The 23,032-nt window shown below is 44.9% G+C and carries 14 protein-coding genes; 6 read left to right on the top strand and 8 right to left on the bottom strand.

Going from position 1 to position 23,032, the window contains the following annotated elements:
* Positions 1 to 2 precede the first annotated feature (2 nt).
* On the bottom strand, positions 3 to 1,031 hold the full coding sequence (gene torT / locus AB6E78_RS09450; RefSeq protein WP_372133258.1) for a TMAO reductase system periplasmic protein TorT: 1,029 nt from the start codon (positions 1,029 to 1,031) through the stop codon (positions 3 to 5).
* A 92-nt stretch (positions 1,032 to 1,123) separates the two neighbouring features.
* On the opposite strand from torT, the gene torS reads away from it, so the two are divergent.
* Positions 1,124 to 4,129 (top strand): TMAO reductase system sensor histidine kinase/response regulator TorS, encoded by a 3,006-nt coding sequence (gene torS, locus AB6E78_RS09445; protein WP_372133261.1) that lies wholly within the window; start codon positions 1,124 to 1,126, stop codon positions 4,127 to 4,129.
* 135 nt (positions 4,130 to 4,264) lie between these two features.
* Here the strand turns inward: torS and AB6E78_RS09440 are convergent, their stop codons facing one another.
* Genes AB6E78_RS09440 through AB6E78_RS09430 form a run of 3 tightly spaced genes read right to left on the bottom strand, consistent with a single transcriptional unit; the run spans position 4,265 to position 8,305 of the window.
* Complete coding sequence (locus AB6E78_RS09440) at positions 4,265 to 5,845, bottom strand: hydantoinase/oxoprolinase N-terminal domain-containing protein (protein WP_017064777.1); 1,581 nt, start codon at positions 5,843 to 5,845, stop codon at positions 4,265 to 4,267.
* A 4-nt stretch (positions 5,846 to 5,849) separates the two neighbouring features.
* Entirely contained in the window at positions 5,850 to 6,974 is a 1,125-nt protein-coding gene (locus tag AB6E78_RS09435) for a DUF917 domain-containing protein (protein WP_372133264.1), read from the bottom strand.
* Positions 6,975 to 6,979: 5 nt separating this feature from the next.
* Entirely contained in the window at positions 6,980 to 8,305 is a 1,326-nt protein-coding gene (locus AB6E78_RS09430) for a cytosine permease (protein ID WP_017064775.1), read from the bottom strand.
* Positions 8,306 to 8,398: 93 nt separating this feature from the next.
* On the opposite strand from AB6E78_RS09430, the gene AB6E78_RS09425 reads away from it, so the two are divergent.
* Entirely contained in the window at positions 8,399 to 9,337 is a 939-nt protein-coding gene (locus AB6E78_RS09425; RefSeq protein ID WP_017071124.1) for a LysR family transcriptional regulator, read from the top strand.
* 101 nt (positions 9,338 to 9,438) lie between these two features.
* On the opposite strand, the gene AB6E78_RS09420 is transcribed toward AB6E78_RS09425, so the two are convergent.
* The 3 genes from AB6E78_RS09420 to AB6E78_RS09410 form a co-directional block, all read right to left on the bottom strand.
* Positions 9,439 to 11,793 (bottom strand): fatty acid cis/trans isomerase, encoded by a 2,355-nt coding sequence (locus tag AB6E78_RS09420; protein ID WP_372133267.1) that lies wholly within the window; start codon positions 11,791 to 11,793, stop codon positions 9,439 to 9,441.
* A 215-nt stretch (positions 11,794 to 12,008) separates the two neighbouring features.
* Positions 12,009 to 13,673: a VRR-NUC domain-containing protein gene (locus AB6E78_RS09415; RefSeq protein ID WP_372133270.1), complete on the bottom strand. Its 1,665-nt coding sequence runs from the start codon at positions 13,671 to 13,673 to the stop codon at positions 12,009 to 12,011.
* Positions 13,674 to 13,730: 57 nt separating this feature from the next.
* On the bottom strand, positions 13,731 to 14,969 hold the full coding sequence (locus tag AB6E78_RS09410; protein ID WP_102319844.1) for an OFA family MFS transporter: 1,239 nt from the start codon (positions 14,967 to 14,969) through the stop codon (positions 13,731 to 13,733).
* A 594-nt stretch (positions 14,970 to 15,563) separates the two neighbouring features.
* Between AB6E78_RS09410 and AB6E78_RS09405 the strand changes: the two genes are divergently transcribed.
* Positions 15,564 to 15,944, top strand: a complete 381-nt coding sequence (locus AB6E78_RS09405; RefSeq protein ID WP_017064770.1) for a hypothetical protein — start codon at positions 15,564 to 15,566, stop codon at positions 15,942 to 15,944.
* A gap of 180 nt (positions 15,945 to 16,124) precedes the next feature.
* Here AB6E78_RS09405 and AB6E78_RS09400 read toward each other — a convergent pair whose 3' ends face one another.
* Complete coding sequence (locus AB6E78_RS09400) at positions 16,125 to 16,469, bottom strand: YajD family HNH nuclease (RefSeq protein WP_017060876.1); 345 nt, start codon at positions 16,467 to 16,469, stop codon at positions 16,125 to 16,127.
* Positions 16,470 to 16,753: 284 nt separating this feature from the next.
* On the opposite strand from AB6E78_RS09400, the gene yghU reads away from it, so the two are divergent.
* The 3 genes from yghU to AB6E78_RS09385 all read left to right on the top strand — a co-directional run bounded on the left by yghU (position 16,754) and on the right by AB6E78_RS09385 (position 22,903).
* Positions 16,754 to 17,611 (top strand): glutathione-dependent disulfide-bond oxidoreductase, encoded by an 858-nt coding sequence (gene yghU / locus AB6E78_RS09395; protein WP_017064768.1) that lies wholly within the window; start codon positions 16,754 to 16,756, stop codon positions 17,609 to 17,611.
* Positions 17,612 to 17,887: 276 nt separating this feature from the next.
* On the top strand, positions 17,888 to 22,375 hold the full coding sequence (locus tag AB6E78_RS09390) for an SslE/AcfD family lipoprotein zinc metalloprotease (RefSeq protein WP_372133274.1): 4,488 nt from the start codon (positions 17,888 to 17,890) through the stop codon (positions 22,373 to 22,375).
* A 204-nt stretch (positions 22,376 to 22,579) separates the two neighbouring features.
* Positions 22,580 to 22,903, top strand: a complete 324-nt coding sequence (locus AB6E78_RS09385) for a DOPA 4,5-dioxygenase family protein (protein WP_017060873.1) — start codon at positions 22,580 to 22,582, stop codon at positions 22,901 to 22,903.
* Positions 22,904 to 23,032 lie beyond the last annotated feature (129 nt).

Here is a 23,032-nt window from a genome sequence, read left to right as displayed (position 1 = left end):
CACTATGGATTCACACTGAATACCGGCCGAAACTCAGAAGGTGACAAAGAGTCGGCAATAATTTGATCTTTTAATGTTGCAGGGGTGAGCGCTTCAATTGTTGGTGCACTGTGCACCTCATAAGGTTGACCGCGTAAGTAACTCGTGGCTTGTTTTACCGACAAGCGACCTTGCTCAACCATTTTATCGGTTGGCGCAAAAAGTACCTTGTTACGGAGTAAACCACGGTAGGTTCCGTGACTTAGGTAACTTGAGATTAACCCAATATCTTCGGTTTTATCGGCCGCTCGTAGCTCACTGATCGCTGCTTCAATCGCGACGGCACTTCCGACTATATATTGGATATCAGGTTCTTCTATCACCTGCTGTACTAGATTTCTTTGCAGTTCTTTATCGTTATCTGCCCAATAGCTGATCGCGATTTTGATATCACTCGACTTGATCGCATCATAAAACCCCAGTGCCACAGGCTTAGTGCCGCCACTTGCTTGTGGACCAAGTAACAGGGCGATAGGTGTTTCGCCTGATCCTTTCGGGTGTCGTTTCGACAAAAAATCTCCGACTTGGTATCCCATTTGGTACCAATCGACACCGACCGTACCTTTTAATACCTTCTGTTGTTCTTCATTGACGGTTAACTCATTTACCGTAGCAAATACAGGCGTCGAGCCAACCCAATCAGTAAGGTTGTCATGGTATGCATCGGGTGAAACTGTGCCTAAAATAATCGCATCGGCTCCCCATTGTGTGCAAAGCACCAGTTGCGAGGCTTGTTTGGCAACGTTGGGGTAACCGCCAGCTTCCAATACTCTTAGCTCAACTTGCTGCTTTTCTGCTTCAGAGATCATTCCATAGTTTACCGACAACCAATAAGAGTCTTTGAGGTGTGGATAAATGGCACAGATTTTCTCTTTTTGTGATGTGGCATTGGCGGGTTTTATTGGGCTCAAAGGCTCACTAGCACCTGCGACAGTAGTCACTGAGGCCAGTAGTGAGAGAAGAATTATTGAAGCGAAAGGTCTAGATAGCATGAATTGCCGTTTTATTGGTTTTAGATAAGAAACACTGCAAAATATAGCGTATTCTGCATGGGTAAAGAAGAACGTTTTAAGGTTTAGAGTTTATGTTGTTAGCTTCAGCGAGTATTGGACGCAAGCTGCTGGCCTCATTCTTAGTGATGGCACTGTTGGTTCTATTGTCTGCATTGATCGGTGTTTCTGGTTTTAGCTTTGTAGCAAAAACGGAAAGAAACGTCGTTGATTCGGCGCTTCCTGCGATGATCGAAGCTCGTCAGGTTTCTGAGTTGAGTAACCGTATTATTTCGTCAGTACAAACACTTTCTAATGCGAGAAACGAAGCTGAAAGAAAAGGGGCTGGCACCGTACTGTTTGACCAACTTGAGTCGCTTCTTCAACATATCAAAGAGCTTGGTGTCGACAGTTTCGATTCTCAGCTCCTCAATAAACTCGAAAACAATGTTCAAAGCGTTATTAACACACTGGCTGAGTTGGGTGTGTCGGTTGAGCGTAAGCTTTGGTTAAGCAAAGAGTTGTCGTCTCGTGTCGAAGAGATGCGCCTATTGGCCGAAGAGCTAGAGCAGTTGACGCGAACCCAAGTTTTGAACACGGCTACCATTGCGGTTGCTAACGTCACGCATATCTATGACCTGCTAGAAACCAAAGAAACGGATAAAGCCTACCAAGCCTTAGATGCGCTTGTAGAGGTTGACCTTGATTTGTCTGAGCGCCTACACGAATTGCATTTGCTGGCGTTCAAAATGCTTAACCAAATTGAAGAAACGCAAACCGTTACCAACTTAGAGCGTATTCATCAAATCCAATCAGAATTTGAATCCAACCTAAGAATCATGGCGCGCCGCGTTAAAGCGGTCGAAGATCCTACTCGTTCAGCGCAGATGTCTCAGCTTCTAGAAGAGCTCAGAAAACGCCAAGTCGTGTTCGATATTTCATTAGAACAATATGAGAACACCAAAAAGTCAGAGTTTCTGATGCAAAATACGTTGGAGCTGTTCTCTCAGCTGAATACAACGGTTAACCAACTGGTTGATGATTCAAACCGCAGTACCAAAAAAGCGGTTGATGAGCTGACCAGCACGTTGAATTTGGCTCAATGGTCACTGTCTGTGATTTCGGTTATTGGTTTGGTTATCGTTGCATTTATCGTGTGGCGAGTGGTGTATATCTCGGTTGTTAAACGTCTTACTGAATACTCATCGGCCTTGATGTCTATCGCACAAGGTCGCCTGAATATTGATATCTCGGTAAAGGGTAATGATGAGCTGGCTCATATGGGCGAGGCGATCATCACTGCCAGAAACACCGCGCAGGCGCTACAAGTGGTTGCGGTGGGTGAAGCAAAGGCGAAACGCGAACTTGAAGAGCACAAAGAACACTTAGAAGAGTTGGTCACAGACCGAACCTACCAGCTGCAAAAGACCAATGAGAAGCTGAACATCGAGGTAGGGAACCACGCTAAGGCTCGTAACGCCGCAGAACAAGCAAGCCGCGCAAAATCCGCTTTCCTTGCGACGATGAGTCATGAAATACGAACGCCGATGAACGGTGTATTAGGTACTGCAAGATTGCTCAAAGATACCGGGTTAGACCCGCTGCAATCCGGCTATGCAGACATCATTAACCGCAGCGGTAAGAACCTACTCGCGATTTTGAATGACGTGTTGGATTACTCAAAGATTGAAGCAGGGCATTTAGAAATCCGCACTGCTTCGTTTGATCTTCATCAGATGGTTCAAGATACCTACCAATTGATGGAAGGGCGTGCCGCTGAGAAGAAGCTGAACTTTGATTTCCACATTGAAAGTGATGTGCAACGCTATTGGCGTGGTGACGTAACGCGAATCAGCCAAATCTTGAATAATTTGGTCGGTAACGCGATTAAGTTTACGGAAAGTGGCTCGGTCGATATCTTTATCAGCTTAGATATCGAAGATGAAAATCGAGTGATGTTTGAAGTGTCAGATACAGGTGTCGGTATTGATGCTAACGAACAAGCTTGTCTGTTTGATGCCTTTACCCAAACCGATAGCGGTCGCAACAAAACCGGCGGCACAGGGCTTGGATTAGCGATCAGTAAAAGCATCATGTTGGCAATGAACGGGGATATTGGCGTTCATTCTGAAGAAGGCGAGGGTAGCCAGTTTTGGTTCTCACTGCCACTTGAAGCCGGTGAGAAGATAGAAACGAAAGTACCGGTCATTGAAGCGTGTATTCGAGCTAAAGTACTTCTGATTGAAGATAACCCCGTAAACTGCATCGTTGCTGAAGGCTTCTTGCATAACTTGGGGCACGAGGTTGTGATTGCGACAACCGGACAAGAAGCGAGAGCCATATTCAGTGAGCAAGAGTTCGATATTGCGCTGGTGGACATTAACTTACCCGACTGCGATGGCGTCGAGTTAATTCAACAACTCAAAGACGATGCGTTTCAGCATAAAAGTGAAGAAGACGTAATTCGAAAAGTACCCCCAATGATCGCAGTATCGGCTCATGTGTTTAACGAAGAAGTGGAAAGCTATTTGTCGTCTGGCTTTGATGGATTCTTACCTAAGCCGTTAGAGAAGGAAGCATTATCGGAATTGATTGTTGAGCAGTTGGACGGTCACACGCTGTTGCTGCCTCAGCCGGATCCGTCAGATGCTGTTTGCTGTCAGCTAAACTCTAAACCTCAGGAAACCGAGCTAGACTTATCAGCATTGGCATTTGCAAGTTCGACACAACGAGCAAACCAAGACGCGGAACATAATCAAGGAGAACCGATTGTGCAGATGATTAACCCTAAGATTATCAAAGACGACTTGGCCATTCTCGGTCGAGAAAAAATAGTGCAGATTGTTGGGTTGTTTGACCAAAGCAGCCAAGTCACTCTCGATGAACTGATTGTGGCAAGTGCCGCTGACAACGCTCGTGAAATTAAGTCTTTAGCTCATAAACTGAAAGGGTCTGCCGGCAGCCTAGGATTATCTGCACTGTTTGCTTTATGCCAGAGCATTGAAGCGAGCGAGGATCCATTACTTCAATATCGCGATAATGCAGACTCATTACCTGAATTGGTGAAAGACTCGTTAGCAGCGCTCCGAGAGCAACTATAGAGTGGCTATTGGGCGGAAAGCCCCAAAATAAGAACAGAAAACAAAAAGCAGGCTATTTCTCCGTTTTAATATGAAGAAGTGACCTGCTTTTTTATTGTCGAATAAGAATCTAATTAAGGCTTTCAAGGAACGGCTCTAAGCCATCTTGATATGTCCAGCAGCTTTGATCTTAACGTGAACCATATTGCCTTGTAGGTAGCTTAATGGAATCTCGCTGCGTTCAATGATCGCGACATTATCGCTGCATGCGCCAGCTTCAATCGCCAGTTGCTTTGATTGCGCTTCCAAGCCCTTTAAGGTCTCTTCACGTGATGCTGGGTCAATCGGTACGATCTTATCGAATTGACCTGATATTTCACCCAACGCAACACCAATCGCATTAGCCACTTCAAAGTGCTCAGGACGAACCACTTGGCTCACACCTTCAAAATGATCTGGGAATAGGGCACTACCACCACCAACCATGATTACGGGTACACTCGCCGCAGAGGTCTTCATCTTATCGATGCCTTCTTCAACATCCGTGACCATTTGTTGATAAATCTTGCTTGCTTGTTCGGCTGAAACACCAATCTCATCACTCAGTTGATGTTCTGCCTGCCACTGCATTTGTCCTGTTTTGAGTGCAATATCGGTGAGCGTAAGTTCATCACCACCAAAGCTACGCGCCGTTTGCGTCAAGGTATGGCCAACACTTTCTGGGCCTAGCTCTATACGCTGCTGTTCAAAGCGAACCTTGGTACCACCACCAATGGCTAACGCCAAAATATCAGGCATACGGAAGTTGGTTCTCACTTCACCGATTTCTACTGCTAAGCTCGATTCTCTTGGGTAGCCGTGAGTCAGTACGCCGATATCAGACGTAGTGCCGCCCACATCGACCACAATCGCGTCTTTTAACTTAGTTAAGTGACTCGCTCCACGAATCGAGTTTGTTGGCCCACAAGCCACGGTAAGAATCGGGTACATCAATGCGAACTGCTGTGACATCAGTGTTCCGTCGTTCTGACCGAAATAAGGCGTGGTGTGGATTTCATGATTGATGAGTGCACTGCAAAAGCCGTCAACGAATCGTTTTGCTGTCCCTTGCAGAGCCGCATTGAGGATAGTGGCGTTCTCACGCTCTAAAAGCCCTAAACTGCCCACTTTATGGGATAACGATAGGTTCACGCCCGGAAGTTCTTGTTGAATCCATTCTGCTGCTTGAAGCTCCTGGTCGCCGTTGACGGGAGAGAACACTCCGCAGATAGCAATGGAATCCACTTGGCCTTTCATTTTCTGGCAAAGCTCGCGGATCTCAGACTCTTGAATGTCGGCAATCAACTGGCCGTCATATTCATAGCCGCCGTGTGCTTGGTAGAAGTGCTGACCAAGCAGGTTTTGCCACGCTTCACTCCAACCACAAAGGGGCGGGACGCTATCACCACTGGGAAGCGCTAAGCGAATCATGCCGACTCTGTCTAAGCCTTTTCGTTCAACGATTGCGTTGGTGCATTGAGTCGTGCCAAGCATCGCGTGTTTCACTTGCTGACCATCAATGTTTGCTTGGTTTAATAGCGCAGAAATCGCGTTGTCGATCCCTGTTGAAACATCATGTGTGGTTGCGGTTTTTACTTTGGCAATCACATTTAAGTCTGCGTCGAGCAGCACACCGTCGGTATTGGTGCCACCTACGTCAATGCCCAAACGGCAGTAATCAAGCGTAATGTTTGTCATGCGACTACCTCTTCAATGCAAACTTTAGTTGTTCAATGGTTTGATACTCGACGGTGTAGCCAAAGTAACCCGGGCCCGCGACTTCAATACCTTTGTCAGTGCGCCATTTGGGGTCGCAAGGGTAAGCGATAAGGTCGATGCGCTGCCCGTAACGAAGTTGTTCGGTTGTGATTGGCTTACCCGTTTCATGATCCAAGATCGAAATAAGATCCGGTGTTGATGCCAGCAGGTTATCTTGGCTCATGTCTGCGCGGCTTGTACCTTTGTGCGCGAGAAGTAATTCGTTTTGGAACTGCACAAACACGTTATCGACGCCGGTATCTTCAAACTGAGCCAGCTTTTCAATCACGACACCACCTGTTGCAAAACCACCATCGGTTTCACGTTGAATATCAACAATCTTGCCACTGATGATGGTATGGCCGCCGACAATGTCTAATACGGCCTGTGTGCCACTTTTATTGTTGTCGTTCGCCAGTCTAATCGCTTCACCAATCTTCATTGCTTGGGTCAGTGTTGCAGGCAGTGCGCTGCGTTTTAGGTTCTTACCGTTCATTGGGTAATCGCACATTGCTGCAGAGCCACCCATCTGTTCGGTAATTGGTCTCGCAAACTTTTCAGACCAAATACCGTCAATCGGATAAAGCGTGACGACATTGCCACGCTCATCGGCCAATGTGTTTGGTGCAGAAGGGAGACCATCAAGAAAGAAGGTCACCATCTGAGCTTCTGGGAACGCACGTCCCATCGCATCACAATCGATCACAGGAATGCTCTTTTGTGCTGCAACGAGAATTGGAATCAATGAATTGAAGCCGCCTACTTCGATAGGAAACGTTGCCGCCACTTCAGTGCCGAGCGCTTTTTCCATCGCTTCGAAAGCAATCAACATTTGATCTTTCGAATTGAGTTTCTCTACTGCGACGGTTGGTGCGCCAATCATTGAAGAGGGCACTGTCATCCAATCGTCTTGCACGTCTTCTAAAGGAATCATGCGTACAGGGTGCTTTGCCGTTGCAATGGCTACTTTCGCCATCAAGGCACCGCTGTATGGGTCACCGCCGCCGCCAGTACCTAATACCGTCGCACCCAGCGCGATATCATCAATCATTTGTTCAGTAATAATCACAACTACTATTCCTTATCACTTGAAGGAGAAAGCTTCATTAGGGCGAGGTAAATCACACCAGCGGCAAGAATGCCGTCTAACGCCGAGATGCTGGTGAACGAAAACAGGTTGAAAAACTCTGGTGCAGTACAAGCGCTGAATGCAGTACCAAATGCCCAAGAAGCCAAGCCTTTAAACATCCAAGCTGGAACTTGTTGGATGTTCTCAAAGCTCATTTTTGTCGAATCTAAAACATAATATTGAACGATGTAGACACCCGCAGCAGGCGCAATGGTTACGCTGAGTAGCATTAAGAAGTCGGTAAACTTGTTCACCATGCCGAGTTGAGCGATACCAATGCCGACGATGGTCATGATCACAACCAGAACAGGGCGCGGAATCTTAGGTAGAACCATCGACATGCATAAGCCGCCAGAGGTTAGGTTGCTACTGTTGGTGGTCCATTGTGCGAATACCAGTACTATAATGGCCGCCATGCCTAAACCTAGGGTGAAGAAGACTTCGACTAGGTCGTCGGTGCCGGTCATTTTGGTCAAGATCAATGCGATAAGAATGATGGCGCTGTTGCCGACGAGGAAACCGATACCCGCTCCTAAAATCGCATCACGGCGTGTTTTGGCGTAGCGAGCAATATCAGGTGCAGCAACCGCAGCTAGAATCCAGATAGACATAACAAAAGAGATGGCTTGGCCAAGCGTCAAAGGATCTTCAATCGATGGCGCTGCGCCACCTTGATAATCAGCAGCCATAAACAAACCGATGGTAATCAACGTCACCATCAATGGAACAGAATAGGTACTGAGTTTGCCTAAAGCACGAACGCCATAGATAGCCGTCATCATCATTAACACACTGCCGCCAATAAGAGCGGTGAGGTGTGAAATTATGATGTCGTATTTCGCCAGTGCATCGACCATGATGAAAGCGAAGAAATCAGCCTGGAATGCGAACCAGCCGACTAATGAGATGCCGTTGATGAAGCCAAGAATTTTACCGCCGTTACGGCCAAATACCGCGCTGCTCACCAGCGGGGTAGACACGCCAGCTTGAAAGCCAATGTTGGCACACAGCATCGCGATGATCGCCAATAAGCCTGAACCAATAAACGTGGCAAGCAGTGCGTCTTCAAAACCAATACCGCTGCTTAGAATCGAGCCGAGAAACAGTCCCGAAATGTCGATGCCGATTGCCAACCAAATAAGGCTGATGACCCACCAAGATCGTTTGGCCTTCTCGGGAACGGGTTCCAACTCGAAGTCATCTATCTTTTTGTGGCTGTGTGTTGCTTCGGGTTTATTCACGTAAGCTTCTGCCGCCATAGTGCCATCCATGCATTGTTATTCCATAAGTGTGAATAAAGCATACTGATGTATTTATTGTTAATAAATGAATATAATCAGATGTAAACATAACAAAAAACAAATGTGAGTGGCAAAGTGAATCCAAACAATAAGTTAGATAAAAGAGACCTACGTAGATTAGAGCTTTTTTGTGAAATTGTTGAACAAGGAGGCATCAATCAGGCGGTCGCAAGCACTGGGATTAGTCAACCAGTGCTGAGTAATCAGCTTATTGCCTTGGAAAAAAGCTTAGAATTAACATTATGCCAACGTGGTCGACGTGGTTTTAAGCTGACTCATGAAGGTGAGCAAGTGTATAAATATGCGAACCAACTAAAATCGACCTTAACCGACTTCGCTTATAAGTTACGAGGTGTACAGACGGAACTCTCTGGGCATGTGCGAATTGGATGTTTGGATAACACCGTCACTTTGCCTTATAACCCACTTCCCAAAGCGATCGAGACGTTTTACCAACGCAGTAACAGTGTTGAGGTGAGTGTTGATGTCGGGGATTTCACCCAGTTGAATGAGAAGTTAGCAAAGAACCAGATTGATATGATGATAGTGGTTCTAGGGTCACATCAAAAATCAGCGTTTCAACATAAATACCCACTGTTTGAAGAGCACAGTTATCTGTATGCGCGTAAGGATCTGGCTGAGAAGATCATGGACAAGGATTTCTCATTGGATGGCTGTCGTATCAACATGGGCGGCTATGCCAAAGATGAGATGTTCCGATTACTGAATATTGAGCAGTACGATTCCGTAAAGCCTTTTGATGGCTGGCATGTCGAGTCGGGTGTAATTTTAACCTTGGCGGGCACACACCTGAGTTTTTTACCGTCTCATTTAATCGACCGTGGCCATTATGACCAAGCCTTGATTCCGCTTCAGCCCGAGAAGTGGAGCCTTAAGAGTCAGTTTTATGTGGTGTTGAAGCAACCTGTAGATTCCCTTTCCCCCGCCGCGCGTGCGTTTTTTGATGAGCTACACCAACCGGAAGCATCGGATTCAATATAGAGAACTCGTCGCTTCTCAATAGCACTTAAGATACTTTCTCATATACAAAAAATCCTCTGCCAAGACAGAGGATTTTTGCTTTTATGCTTTATGCGTGAAAACTAGCGGTTCTCAAAGCGGTTGTAATCCAACAGGCCGAACTCGATAGGTTGCGCTTGTTGATACCAGCGATGGACACGGTCACTGAACGGCCAAAACTCCGGAGAGCTGCGTCGTACAGCAAACTTATCAAGTAACGCCACGTAGTCTTCTTCCGTGTTCAAGTTCTGTAGCGTTTTAACCAGAGTCGGAATGTCGCTTTCGGTTAATGACAGGTAAGCCGCAGGGTAGCTACCGACAACGCCTCTTACGAGGGTTAGGTCATCATTGGCGTAATCACGGTTACCTTCTTCATTAAACAGGCTCGAAATGTTGCTGTGAGCGTTGTTGTGAATCATGGTGAACAGTTGCTCTTCGCCGTTTTCGCCTTCAATCATGATCATCACTAATTGAGGCACATGACGCAGGCCTTCGCCCTTTATCAAATTCACTTGGTTAAGCAGTGCTTCATTCTTCCTACCAAAACCTGTTTCAACAATCTCAAAGCGATTATCGAGAACAGGTGCGAGCTTATCTTTGATCATATCAAGCAGTTCGCGTTTCGGATCGGCCGTTTTGTAAACCACGCTGGTCGGCTGATCAAAAGGTGCAATGTTTCGCTGCAAATAGTCACTCAGTTGTGCGCTTTGGTTCTGGTACCAACTAGAGTGTTCAATGTGACGAACGTCTTTAGGAAGAAGGCTTAAGAAGTTACTCTCACCTTCAAGACGCAAGAAGTCCATGAACATGCGTGTAATCAGCTGGTGGCCAAAGTTGCCGTAAACATCGAAGCCTGCAACGAGAAGATAATGAATACGCTCTAGAAGAGCATAATCAAGAATCCACGCAGTCTTAGGTTGCGTGCCAACTAACCCTTGTACAACAGAGGCGCTATCGAAGTGCCTAAAGACGGTGAGAGCAGCATTCGGGTTGATGCCATCGCCATCCCAAATGATGCCAGTGTCTAGGTGGACGCCACTCTCGAACCATTGGTTAGTGAAGTCTGATTTCGCGTTTAGGTATTGCGCTTGTTGCTTTGCGTATCTTACCCAGTTGGTCACAGGTACGGTGTTACTTTTTAGTTCGCTAGGTAGCTTTAAATTTTTCTTTTGACTTGCGTAGAAGGCGTTGATTTCAGGAACATCGGCTTTCTCTGGGTCGATGAAGAAAACCCAAAAACGGTCGTTAATTACGTTCAAGGCAAGTTGACCACGACACACAGGTCCTTTGATGTAGGCCATGATGGTGTTTTGCGCGTTATCTAACATGAAGTTGAAGCGCGAGTTTACTGGCAGCGCTTCAAATGATGTCATTGGGTTTGCTGAAACATCGATGTCGTAACTAGGCAGTTGTTTTACTTCGTAATTTACGTCGACAAACCAGGTATTCCACTTTTGTAGACGCTCTTTATTAAGTGCGAAAGGCATGTGCGTTTTGTCGACGATAGTGCCTTGTTCTGGAATCAGACGGTAGTAAACACGGTCTACTTTTGGATCGTCATAAGGGCGACGAGTCGTGATGCGTTGTACCGCTTCACCTGGTGGTGTTGCAGAGCGAACAACAGTAAAGAAACGCGTTGGTTGAGCTAAATCAGAAAAATAGACGTGAGACAAAAACAGGTGCTCGTAGATATAACGTGCTGAAAGTTGACTCTTATTGTCGCTCTTGTTTAAAAAGCTTTCGTAGACATTAACGAGCTCTTGTTCTGCATCATTCAGCGGAATGTGGTCGTTCATTAACGCGCCATTTTCTAACCAACTCATTAAAGTCGCGTATTCGGTTTTATCTAAGTTCGGCATCCCATAAGGCATTCCCCAAGTTGGGTAATCTCTCTCGTATTGAGCGTACTCTTCAATCGTTGGGCACTGTTGGTCGCGATCGATTGAAAAGTCGAAACCTTCAAGCTGGGTTTGATCGGGCAGAGGGTGATTCTCTTTCTGGATCAACATACGAGAAACAAGACCAGCATCGAGGTTAGCCGTTGAGTTTTGCATGCGCTCATTGAGGACAGGATGAAAATCCGCATCGCGCCACTCTTGCGTGGTTAAAGCATCTTCAAACAAGCGAGTAGGGGCTGATGCCGTTAAGCGGGTGCCTTGATAAACGAGTGCTTTGCTCGCACCTCGGTCTATACCTTCCACTGAAGACATTTTGAGTTGGCAAGGGGCATCATAACAAGCGTGGCAAACCACGCATCGGTTATCAATGATGGGCTTTATTTCGTCAATGAAGTGCTGTGCTTGAGCCGAAAGAATAGGCGCTTGGCGATCGCGTACTTGTTGTTCACCAAACAGTTCGTCGAAGTTTAAACCCGCGTAGACGGCACAACCTGAGAAGACGCTAACAAAAGCTAAAATGAAGAGTTTTTTTAAATTCATACGTATTTAAATATTAGGCATTTTCTATAATTATATCGAAAATGATTGAAAATGCTCATGTTCTAACAATTTTGTAGACAAGATCTTGATGGGGCGAGTGACTTGTCGATGCGCGTCACTCGCTAGTGCTCAGAAATTGGTGTTTAGACTTAGCTAGATTTAAGTCCCAAGAGCTAAAAGCTAGCAGTTAAGAGTTAAGAGTTAAGAGTTAAGACTCATTGATTGACGTAACAAACAGAGAAGGGGGCAGACAATCGCTCAAACTCTTTGATCCAGCGCCACTGGTTGTCTTGCAGTTTATCGCCAGGGCCTTTGACTTCAATCCAATGAAACTCATCGCCCTTGAACGCAATCAAATCCGGCATCCCAGTTCTAAATAGCTTTAAGTCACTCAATATCACTTTGAAGAGGTCTACAACCAAGGCATTTGGAATTGAAGCCATGCCGTGTTCGATGAGTGCCTTAGGAAAATAATTCCAATGAACAAAGGGGTTCGCGATACCTTGCTTTTCATCGTAAGTATCAAGAAAATGGTTCAGCCCATGTTTGGATATCGTCTGAAACACGGCTTCAATCTGTTCGGCTCGCTTGTCTACGAAATCTGAATGGTACAGATCCAATGGTCGATGTTGGTAGCGATTGATAAAGGCGCCTTCAACGTCTGCGAAAATGACATCCCAGAAAGCCAAACCAAACAAGCCACACAGAAAACTGTTTTCTGAAAAATAGACGTCCCAACCTTGGTTCTCAAAATGCTGCTTTACCGCAAGCTCGACTCGAGTTTGGCTGAGGTCTAATTCCAGTTTTAACTCTTTGCAGCTCGGCTTTATGGTTCGTGAAACTTTGTGCCCCTGTTTCCGTAGCAGCCGGTCTTCAAGCTTAATAGCGATTTCCAACTCTGACACATCCGATGGAGTAGCTTTCATTTGCGTGACAATGTCACACATTAAGTCTAGCGTACCTTGCTTATCATAGATGCGTGCAAGTCGTTCTCTGCTCGGAGGAAGTGTAGATTGTCTGAACCAAAAGATAGCTTGGTCGTTTAGATTAAGCCTTTCAAGATCGCGAGCAATATCATTGATCAAACGCGATCGTTTTCTGGCAATACTTCTGTGTTCTGATTCTTCAGGAATCGCATTTAAAAGCAGTTCCAGAAACTCGCCATCTTTGCGGTCACCTTCTGAATACAAGCGTTGAATATCGCGCATCTGGATTAATTGATTGAGCTGATCCCTAGAGGTGAAGAAGCGGTGTTGCTTGCTTAATGGGTAGTTCTCAAAGGTGTTTAGCCCAAGGTCGCTTAACACGAACTGACTTAAGTCTTGATAGGTGTTGGCAAAGAACAGCAACAGTAATACATCAATCACTTGAGATTCGATGACGTAAATACAGTCGAAAGAGAGGTTTTGAAATTGATCAAAAGGTTGCTGATCAAGCCGTAACAACAGCTCGTCTTTCTTGGCATTTCTATGGCTCTTAAGGGCGGGGAATACACTCAACAGCTCTGGTTTGGTGAGCAAGTGAAACCCGAGCTCGACCTCACTAATGGCGAGGTCATGCTGTTCTTCGGGATGACTCAACCCAATGAAGCCTGAGCTGTTTAGCTCTTGCAGTACGGTCTTTAGATCTGGGATCTCAACATAGTTGAGTTTATCGCTGCGAAACCAACGGCCTTTACGAGAAAGCAAACGAACCATTAGGCATTGGCTTGAAACAGAAAGACGTTTGTATGCGGACAACCAACGACATTCATCATCACTCAGAAGATCGGGGTAGAGCGTTTGAGCGTGTTCAACCAGTCGTTTGAAGTTGTCGAGATAATAAGTGGGGGAGAGCTGAAGAGTGGTTTCGGTCGTCAATGGAGAAGTCGCTTGATACAAAAAGAGCCTAACCCTAAGGTTAAGCTCTTCAGTAACAAATTCAATCTTTTCTGTTGATTAAGCTTGTGATGCTTTTAGTTCAGCAACTTTAGCTTCAGAGATTGGTTTAGTGATGATTGCTAGAACAATACACACTGCCATCATAACTGCAGAGATTGTGTAAGCTAGGCCGTAACCTTCGCCGTTTGACATTGAGAAGCCAACAACTGCTGCACCGATAGCGCCGCCGATACCCCATGCCGTGTAAAGCACGCCGTAGTTAGTACCGTAGTTTTTCAGGCCGTAGAACTCAGCAGTTAGTGTTGGGAATACTGCTAGAAGCGTACCGTAACCAACCGCTGCGATAGCCGTACCAATGATTAGCGTGAATTCAGAGTTGAACGTAGCGAATAGAGCCATGTTCGCGCCTTGAAGGATGAACGCTAGAAGTAGAGTACGTACGCCACCGATTTTATCTGCAAGCATACCCGCAGCAACACGGCCGCCTGAGTTGAATACTGCAAGGATAGACGCTAGGTAAACTGCGTTTGGCAGGTTAGCTTGAACGCTAGCAATTGTAGTGATGTTACCGATGATCATTAGACCAACAGATGCAGCGAATGCGTACATGATCCATAGAGAGTAGAACTGAGGAGTCTTCAGCATTACTTTCCAAGTAAGGTCTTCAGTCTTCTTAACCGCTTTAGGAGCTTGGCCTGCTTTTACTTTAGGCTCAGCTGGCGTGTAATCCGCTGGTGGGTTGTTGATTGTTGCTGCTAGAGGTACTGCGATTGCAAGTACACCAACACCAAGAATCATAAAGCTAGTTTGGATACCCATGCTGTCGATTAGCGCAGAAGTTACTGGTGCTAGGTAAATAGCCGCAAGACCGAAGCCTGCTGCGATAAGACCGTTAACCATACCTTTCTTAGAAGAGTGGAACCACTTCATTGCTGATGGAGACAGACATGCGTAACCGAAGCCGATACCTGCACCTGTTATAATACCGAACGTGATGTTCAGCATCATAGGCGTTGTAGCGAAACCAGAAGCAATCATACCTAGGCCTGTAAGCGCTGTACCTAAGATAAGGATCTTACGTGGCCCCATACGGTCTTGTAGGATGCCCGCAACAAGAAGAGAAACAGAGAATGTGATAGTCGCAATAGCGTAAGGTGAAGATGCTTCAGCAGCACTCCAACCAGCTTCAGTTACTAGCGCTTTGTTAAATACACTCCAAGCATACAGGATGCCAAGACAAAGGTTGATACAGAAGCCTGCTAGCAGGATACGTGTTGCTTTATCAATCTTGCTCATTTTTATTCTCAGTTTTGTCATCGGTTAGTGGAGAGCCACTTAACTAAAGACGGGTTATTGTGATTGTTTCTTCAAAATTAGTTTGCGTTTATCAACAGATAGCGCAAAAGAGCGCGGATTATAACCAATTAAAAAGTGATTGGAATCTCTTTTTCCATTTTTGGTAAATTAAATTCAATTTGTTAATAAGTTGTTTTTCATTGGTTTTTGAAATGTTTTTAACACCTCTCTATTTTGTTCTTTTTCGCTCTGTCTTCTTATTATTTCAGGGATTTTGAGGTGATGGTTTTTGAATAGACGCGTATTGCGTGCGGATATCACAGAGTTACAAATAATTTTAATTAATTTCCAAGGTTAAATTTGTGTAACAAAATAAATCGTAACAGCGCTTTGTTCATATGAGACAAGGAGTAACGGAGTTTTATTAAAAACAGAATGTTAAGCAATTGTTAAGGGTGATTTTTGTTAGTACTTTTGCTTACATTTTGTTCGATTGGAGGGGTTGTGTTGTCCGTAAAAAGTGGGAAAATAGTATGCAAACTGAGATTCCAAATTTGAAAGGATGCGTTTCCAACTTATGGTGAGGCGAGTATTATGAAACTGTTTTTAATTTTATTGATGTCAATTTCTGGTGGTGTAGCGGCAGCTGACCATATTCACTCTTTCCTATTCGGCTTCTATGTTGCGGCTCTAGCAGTTGGTAGTTGCTACTGGCTTGCATTCCGCAGTACGCGTTTCCCACAGTTGGCATTAGTGCTATTGATGTGTGGCTTTTTTGCGAAAATTGCAGTGACTGTTATCGGTGTTTCTTGGGGTATCTCGAACGATATCATTCAATCGCCGTTCATTTTCTCATTGTCATACCTGTTCTTCTTAGTGGTTGTGTCTTACGTTTGGTTTGCATACCGCGATAAATTGACGCTAAAACAACGCGCTAAGAAGGTAGAAGAGTCTCGCAAGCAAGCGGCAGCATAATTCGATTTGATTCTTAAAAAGCCTTCTTCGGAAGGCTTTTTTGATCCTGCCTACCTGAACTCTATTATTTGGTTATGACGGCAGATAAAAGAAACCCCAGTATGGTGACATACTGGGGTTACTTGTTATGTATCTATTATCTAGCAGTTACCATCTACCAAAGACTACTCTGAAGGTGTGTTATTTCTTCATCATCTTAGCGAGATCGGCGAACGGGTTGTGTGTCGCTGACTGATGATCATCTAAACTCGCTTTTGCATCCACACCATAACGCTCATGGTCAGTGTATTTTGAATGCTCATGATCGTGACAGTACAGGCACAGTAGCTCCCAGTTGCTGCCATCTTCAGGGTTGTTTGTATGGTCGTGATCCACGTGGTGAACGGTAAGCTCTCGGAGGTTTGAGTAAACAAATTCGCGCGCACATTTACCACAAACCCAAGGGTACAGTTTTAGTGCTTTTTCGCGGTAGCCTTTCTCTTGGCGAGCATACGCTGCACTCGAACCTGTGAAATCAGAAGACATTGCCAAATCCTTATCAATTGTAATATCCCGATTTTATCACAGCTTTCTTGAAGCTGTCGGTATGTCGTTCGTAAAATCATTGCTAAATGATGCAGTGGACTTATCGATATTAGATTGAAGTTTGAATACAGACTTACCTTCTACACACTAACGCTTAAGCGGGTTATGTCTTTCTGGAATAAGCCATGCTTAACAGTTTGAAAATAAATCGTATTCAGGGGTTTTAACCGCAGGCATGTGACCTAATATCAGTTTGTGAGACCCTATATTAATAAGGAAATATCATGTCAGAACAATACACTCCGCCAAAAGTTTGGGTTAACGATACTGCTGGTGGTAACAAGTGGGCAAACATCAATAGTCCTGAATCTGGAGCTCGCTTTGATAAAGAGCTTCCTGTTGGTGACCATGCTTTTCAATTGTATTCTCTTGGCACACCTAACGGTCAAAAAGTCACTATCTTGCTGGAAGAGTTGTTAGCAGCGGGTGTTAAAGAAGCTGAATATGATGCGTACTTGATCAACATCGGTGAGGCTGATCAGTTCTCTTCTGGCTTTGTTGGCGTGAATCCAAACTCCAAAATACCAGCACTTGTCGACAAGTCTGGTGACGAAGACGTGAATGTATTCGAATCGGCATCTATCTTGATGCATCTAGCAGAAAAATTTGGTCACTTCTTACCAAAAGAAGGGGCAGCAAGAACGCAAACCATTAACTGGTTGTTCTGGGCACAAGGCTCGGCACCATTCCTAGGCGGTGGTTTCGGCCACTTCTACGCTTACGCGGATGAAAAGCAAGAGTACCCAATTAACCGCTTCGCAATGGAAGCTAAGCGTCAACTAGATGTGTTAGACAAACAGCTCGCAAATAACACATTTGTGGCGGGTGACGAGTTAAGCATCGCTGATATCGCGATTTGGCCTTGGTATGGCAACCTTGTGCTAGGCAAAATTTACGATGCGGCCGAGTTTCTACAAGTTGAGTCATACACCAACGTTGTGCGCTGGGCGAAGCAACTAGAAGCGCGCGAAGGCTTCCAACGCGGCCGAGTGGTTAACCGTTCATTTGGCGAAGAGTGGGAGCAAGTACCAGAGCGCCACTCTGCAGAAGACATTGACCGAGTTTTAAAGCTTAAGCCTTAGTTCTTTTTTGAACGTGTTTTTGGCAGATATACCCTATCGGTCTTAATGTTAATGGCTAATTGAAACGCCATATCTCAATCGAGATATGGCGTTTTTCCGTTTTAAGGTAGGGAGAGGTTTTGTAATTGGAATGAGAGTCTCAATTATCATTTTGTTTTTCTTATTCAATCGCTTATGAGTAATGGTCTTTGTGGTTAAGACAAAAAACAATAGTCATCGAGGTGGAGTAAATCTATAAGATAACGGTCCACTTTAAATTACGACTAACTTCGCTCAATGAAAAAAAACTTAATTGCGTTGGCTATCATATCCACGGCTCTTTCCGGGTGTAATCACGATTCACTAAGCTATAGTGACGGCCCTGATACGGTTCCTCCAACAGACATTATTCCACCAACGGATATTGTTCCACCGACAGATATTGTTCCACCAACGGATATTCTTCCGCCGACTGACATTATTCCACCAACAGATATTATCCCCCCAACAACTTACATAGGTTCACTGTTGTCGAGTGGGGCGTTTGTGTCTGGAGATGTATACTGTGACGGCGTTCATCTTGAAAACGGAACGTTCAGTGTTAAACAAGGCGTGAGTTTTAGTTGTACCTTGGGTCACCTTACTTTAGGTGATTTCACTGCTCCTTTCCCTGAAGTTACAGAAAGCACGATTTCAAATGATGCGCTTCATGCGGCATTTGAGTTGACAGAATTACATGGAGACAACGTTACCAAGGTACTCGAATCAATTGATGTTTGTGAGACTGAAAGTGCTATCTGTCTAAAAGAGCTGGATGCTTTTGATATTGAGGATGTGTTCTCGCAGCTTGATGATCAAGATGCTGTCGATGCGTACTTTTCATCGAAAGAAGAGGAGTCTACAGATGAAGTAGGTAAGGCTCCTAGTTCACACGTAGACACAACTGTTGTTCCTGCGGTTGACCCTAATGCGGACAATAACCTTAACGCTGGTTTTGTTTCTGCAGACGCGGAGTCTACCTATGCTTATAAGCCAAGTGTTGAAGGTAAGGTGTTAACTCGCAGTAAGCTTACAGACGCTAATGGTACGCCGATTTCTGGGATCAGTTTCTTTTCGGCTAACGCGACGGGCGTGACGGATGAAGAGGGAGTCTTTGAGTACCTGTGGGGCGACAGAATCGTTTTTGGTATTGATACGTTTGAGTTTGGCTCCATTACGGGTAATCAGGTTGCTTATAAATTGTCTGATGTGACCAATAATGTGGTTGAGAAAGCGAATATCCAGTCATTACTAGAGCGCTATGCGGTTGATCATGTAAGTTATTATGAGATATCTGAAGAAGTCCAAGATACCTTTTCAAATTACCCTAACGTTATAAATGAGTTGATCAACCTAACTCTGCCAAATGGGGGGCTGATAGAGGGTACAGACTTCGAACTTCCTAATGAGTTTGTTGGTCAGTTTAGCCAAGGGTTAACGGCAGTCATTGATGAGCAGCTGCGCCAAACGCCTCAGTTTATGGATTATGTTCGTCAACCTGCCGTTTTATCTATGAATTCTGGTCAGTATGTAACAGAGTCTCTGCAGCAAATCTTCCACAATGTCACCACATTCCATGTTTTCAATGACAATGGCAGTTTTTATGGTGCGACGGGGTATACCCGTGGTATGCGAGCTCTGAACTTATCGAACCGAGCATTCCCTGTGATGATGCCAAGAACTGATAAAAACCGTGAGCTTTATTTTGGAGAGAAACAAGCTTGGAGTCGTGAAGGCAAGCCTTACATCGCACAACACCCAAGCATCTCGATGCCCCCAATTCCTTTAGTCTCTGAAGACAACGCGACTTATGGTTTTCCATTCGTTACAGCAGGCGAGATAGGCAAAGGTAAAGTCGTGTTCATGGGCAATGGCTTATATCCAAGTATTCTGTCATGCCCAGAAAATTATTGGGCCAATCGCGCATTACATATCGATAGCAACAAACAACAGTGCACTGTTTCGACGTTCGAAAACCTACTGCATGATGACCAAGGCAGTATGAGGTTGTTTTTCTCGAACTTGTTTGAGTGGTTCAATAATAGTTCGCCTATTGATGGGATGAATGCAGTCACCAATATTGACCAAGCTTATTTGGCTTATCACCACTCCACAATGGGTAAGCAGTACACGTTTTTTGTTAGTCCTCAGTATGGTTTTGCATCAGTAGAAAAGCGTGGCTCAGGTGACTTTGATGGTTTAGATGCGAGTACTACGCCGATTTTGATCCTTCAGGCATATCCCCCTAAGTTGGTTCAAGATGGCATGACTAACCAGTTTGTTGCTGACTTGGATAACCCGAACTTAAGCCAAGACGATATTACCGCTCTTATCAACTATGTTAATGACGGCGGCAATATCTTATTTATGGATGCTATTCAAACGACAAACCCTGAACCTATTGGACGCTTGGCGGATGCCGCTGGTGTTTCACTAGGTGGTGAAAACGTTACGCCGACAAACCAAGCTTTCTGCGGTAGCTCTTATTATTGCCAAGCGCCGTATCCAAATCTTCACGTGAAGAGCGAAAAGGAAATGGTGGTTCTGGAGCGTTTTCAAGATAATCAAGGAGAGCCTCCATTCACGGTAAATCAAGATGGTACGGTTGAGTGGATCAAGGATGAATCCAAAATCAAGTTTGAAATCCCGACTTATGAGGTTACTAAGTTAGACCTTGAAGGGAAACCAGTGCTTGATGAGTCTGGTGTAACAGTAATGGAGAAAAAATCCGCACGTATCTTTGTTGAATCGGCAGAAGAGCGTGAAGCGGCGATCAAAGAACTGCAGTCGGCATTCGTTGGCACTGAGCTTTGTAATAACGACTATGAATACGAATTTAACTGTATAGAGACTCGTTCTGGAGACGGCATCACTGTTCGTGGTGCTTACCATAGAGCCGATTTCGACCGCTATGAAGTGAGTAAAACCGTTGTCGACAGTATGGTGAAAGCAGCGAACTTGGGTTCTAACTTTACAGCACTCTACGAGCACGAGGTTTACTATCGCACGAAAGGCACTCAAGGTAAGCGTCTGTCTAACAGCGAATTGAATCAAGCGTTTGATAACCTGTCTGTTTGGATGTGGAATGACAACGCATACCGTTTTGAAACAGACATACAAGATGAGTTGGGGTTCAAGCAAGCTGTTCAGTTCCTTAACTGTTATACCGAAGACTTACATCAAACAGACACAATTGATGCACAGTGTCCCGTTGACCTAAAAGCGTCGTTAGTCGCTAATGGAATGATTCATGGCGAAGGGGAGTTATCGGGACAGTTGAATCCGAGCTATCCATTAAATTACATGGAGAAACCTCTGACTCGCATTATGTTGGGGCGCTCATTCTGGGATCATGAAATCGTTGTTGATACCACAATGTATCCGGGTCGAACTTCAGGAGCATCTTCGTCAAGTTCGGTTCTTATCCAAACAGATGGCAAGGGCGTCACGTATTCGGCTGGGAACAATCAATCGACAGGTTTATGGGCTCCTCAGTTACAAGATGTGACGATTAGTAATGGTGTAGCTGCAACGATCACTGTGATGATGGCGGATGATCTGACAGGCAAGCCTAATCATGAAACCAGTTTGAAACGCCCTCCACGTATGCAAACCAGCTTTGACTACAATGGTTCGAGCTTAACTTTCAAGGTTCCATATGGTGGCCTTATTTACATTCAACCGAAAGTAAAAGAGCTTGGTGAAGTCTCGTTTAGCATTGATGGCGCGTTAAAAGCGGCTTGGTGGAAAGAGGGACAGTGGATTAACACTATTCAATCGGCAGACGCACCAATTGCAGAAATCGATACGGGTTCATTTATTTACACTACACCAATCAGGAATCTAGAATCCGCTGATTTGAACCAATTCGCAACAGATATGAATCGATTCGCTGAAGCGGCAAGTGACTTCTACGGGCGTGATGAGAAACAAAGCACTGGTTTACACCGTAGGTTCACTTATCCAGAACTGAATGCGTTCCGCCATCGTTTTGTGAATGACGTGCAGATTTCGATTGGCGCTGCTCACTCTGGCTACCCAGTGATGAATTCAAGCTTTAACGCAAATCGGACATACATTCCAACCAACCCTGTGAACGATTGGTTGTTGTGGCATGAAGTTGGTCACAACTTAGCATCAGCTCCTTTCCTTGCGGCTGGTAGTACAGAAGTGACCAATAACCTTCTTGCGTTGTATATGCAGGAGTTAGAGGGGCGCAATGCAAACCCTGAAATGGATCGTATTAAATCGGATATTAAGAAAGCACCTAAATGGCTAGAGCTTAATAATGAACATGCGTGGTCACATGGTGATGCAGGTTTACGATTAGTTATGTTTGGTCAGCTAAAAATCTGGGCAAAATCGAACTTTGCAATTGATGATTGGTATACACGCGGCGCAAGCCAATCTGATGTGTATGGTGAAGATGAAGGCTGGAACATGTTCAAACTTATGCACCGTAAAGCTCGAGGTGATAGAGAAGGCGACTCGAATACGAACTATTGTAGTGCTAGCGAGACTGGGCTTTCTGGTGGAGACCTAATGATGGTGTGCGCTTCTTATGTTTCAAACTATGACTTAAGTGACTTCTTTGAAGTTTGGAACGTGGGCGAAACGTCCATGACTAATGCTGATGGCACGAAGTCTTATAGTGGCGGAATTAGCTCTAAAGGTCTTAGTGCGGTTGAACAATTAAAACTAGAGAAACCAAACAACAGTCCTTTGAATGTTGATTCAATTTACTAACGCTAATTATTGCTAAAGCATTTTATAGCTTAAAAACAAACGCCACACTGAAACTACGTGTGGCGTTTTTGTTGGAATGCTCTAGAAATTTCAGCTAGATCAGTCTTCTACATGATGTTTAATACTTCGGCTGCCATTGGTTGACTGTCCTTGCTAGAGAAAGCAGGTTAAACTGTTCGCATCATAATTCTAAAGGATGGTGCCATGTACCACGGTCATATCTATTTCCCTCTGCGATTTGCAGAGCAAGCAGAAACACTGCGTCAGAAAATTTTAGCGGAACGTAAAGATGTATTAGAGGTTTTCCCATTAATACAGCGTTTGGTTGGTCCACATAAGATGCCAATGTTTGAGATTCACTTTGCGAACAAAGAGTCGGGCATTGTTGAATGGCTTGAGCAAGAACGCGGTGATATGTCGGTGCTTATTCACCCTGTAACTGGCGGTGAAGAAACTTTGGATCACACAGTACGAGCGATCTGGCTTGGTCGTGAATTGGGTGTCTTTGAAGAAACGCTTACTAGCTAATCAAATATACCAATATTGCACTTAACTCATTCCGACCGGAAAATACATGAACAATAAAAAGGCTCCTCAAATGAGGCTGTCTCTTATACACAAATCCCTAAGCCACGCTTGGGGATTTTTTTTGAACTA

The sequence above is a fragment of the Vibrio sp. 10N.247.310.98 genome (assembly GCF_041467395.1).
GTDB lineage: Bacteria > Pseudomonadota > Gammaproteobacteria > Enterobacterales > Vibrionaceae > Vibrio > Vibrio crassostreae_C.
Note: the sequence above shows the minus strand (reverse complement) of the source record. Positions and strands in the feature narration are given on the sequence as shown.

What these genes read in the sequence shown, in the direction of transcription:
- AB6E78_RS09385 (WP_017060873.1), top strand. Translation starts at nt 22,580, where the DNA reads ATGTACCACGGTCATATCTATTTCCCTCTGCGATTTGCAGAGCAAGCA.
- AB6E78_RS09405 (WP_017064770.1), top strand. Translation starts at nt 15,564, where the DNA reads ATGAAACTGTTTTTAATTTTATTGATGTCAATTTCTGGTGGTGTAGCG.
- AB6E78_RS09400 (WP_017060876.1), bottom strand. Translation starts at nt 16,469, where the DNA reads ATGTCTTCTGATTTCACAGGTTCGAGTGCAGCGTATGCTCGCCAAGAG.
- torS (WP_372133261.1), top strand. Translation starts at nt 1,124, where the DNA reads ATGTTGTTAGCTTCAGCGAGTATTGGACGCAAGCTGCTGGCCTCATTC.
- AB6E78_RS09390 (WP_372133274.1), top strand. Translation starts at nt 17,888, where the DNA reads ATGAAAAAAAACTTAATTGCGTTGGCTATCATATCCACGGCTCTTTCC.
- AB6E78_RS09430 (WP_017064775.1), bottom strand. Translation starts at nt 8,305, where the DNA reads ATGGATGGCACTATGGCGGCAGAAGCTTACGTGAATAAACCCGAAGCA.
- AB6E78_RS09440 (WP_017064777.1), bottom strand. Translation starts at nt 5,845, where the DNA reads ATGACAAACATTACGCTTGATTACTGCCGTTTGGGCATTGACGTAGGT.
- yghU (WP_017064768.1), top strand. Translation starts at nt 16,754, where the DNA reads ATGTCAGAACAATACACTCCGCCAAAAGTTTGGGTTAACGATACTGCT.
- AB6E78_RS09420 (WP_372133267.1), bottom strand. Translation starts at nt 11,793, where the DNA reads ATGAATTTAAAAAAACTCTTCATTTTAGCTTTTGTTAGCGTCTTCTCA.
- AB6E78_RS09410 (WP_102319844.1), bottom strand. Translation starts at nt 14,969, where the DNA reads ATGAGCAAGATTGATAAAGCAACACGTATCCTGCTAGCAGGCTTCTGT.
- torT (WP_372133258.1), bottom strand. Translation starts at nt 1,031, where the DNA reads ATGCTATCTAGACCTTTCGCTTCAATAATTCTTCTCTCACTACTGGCC.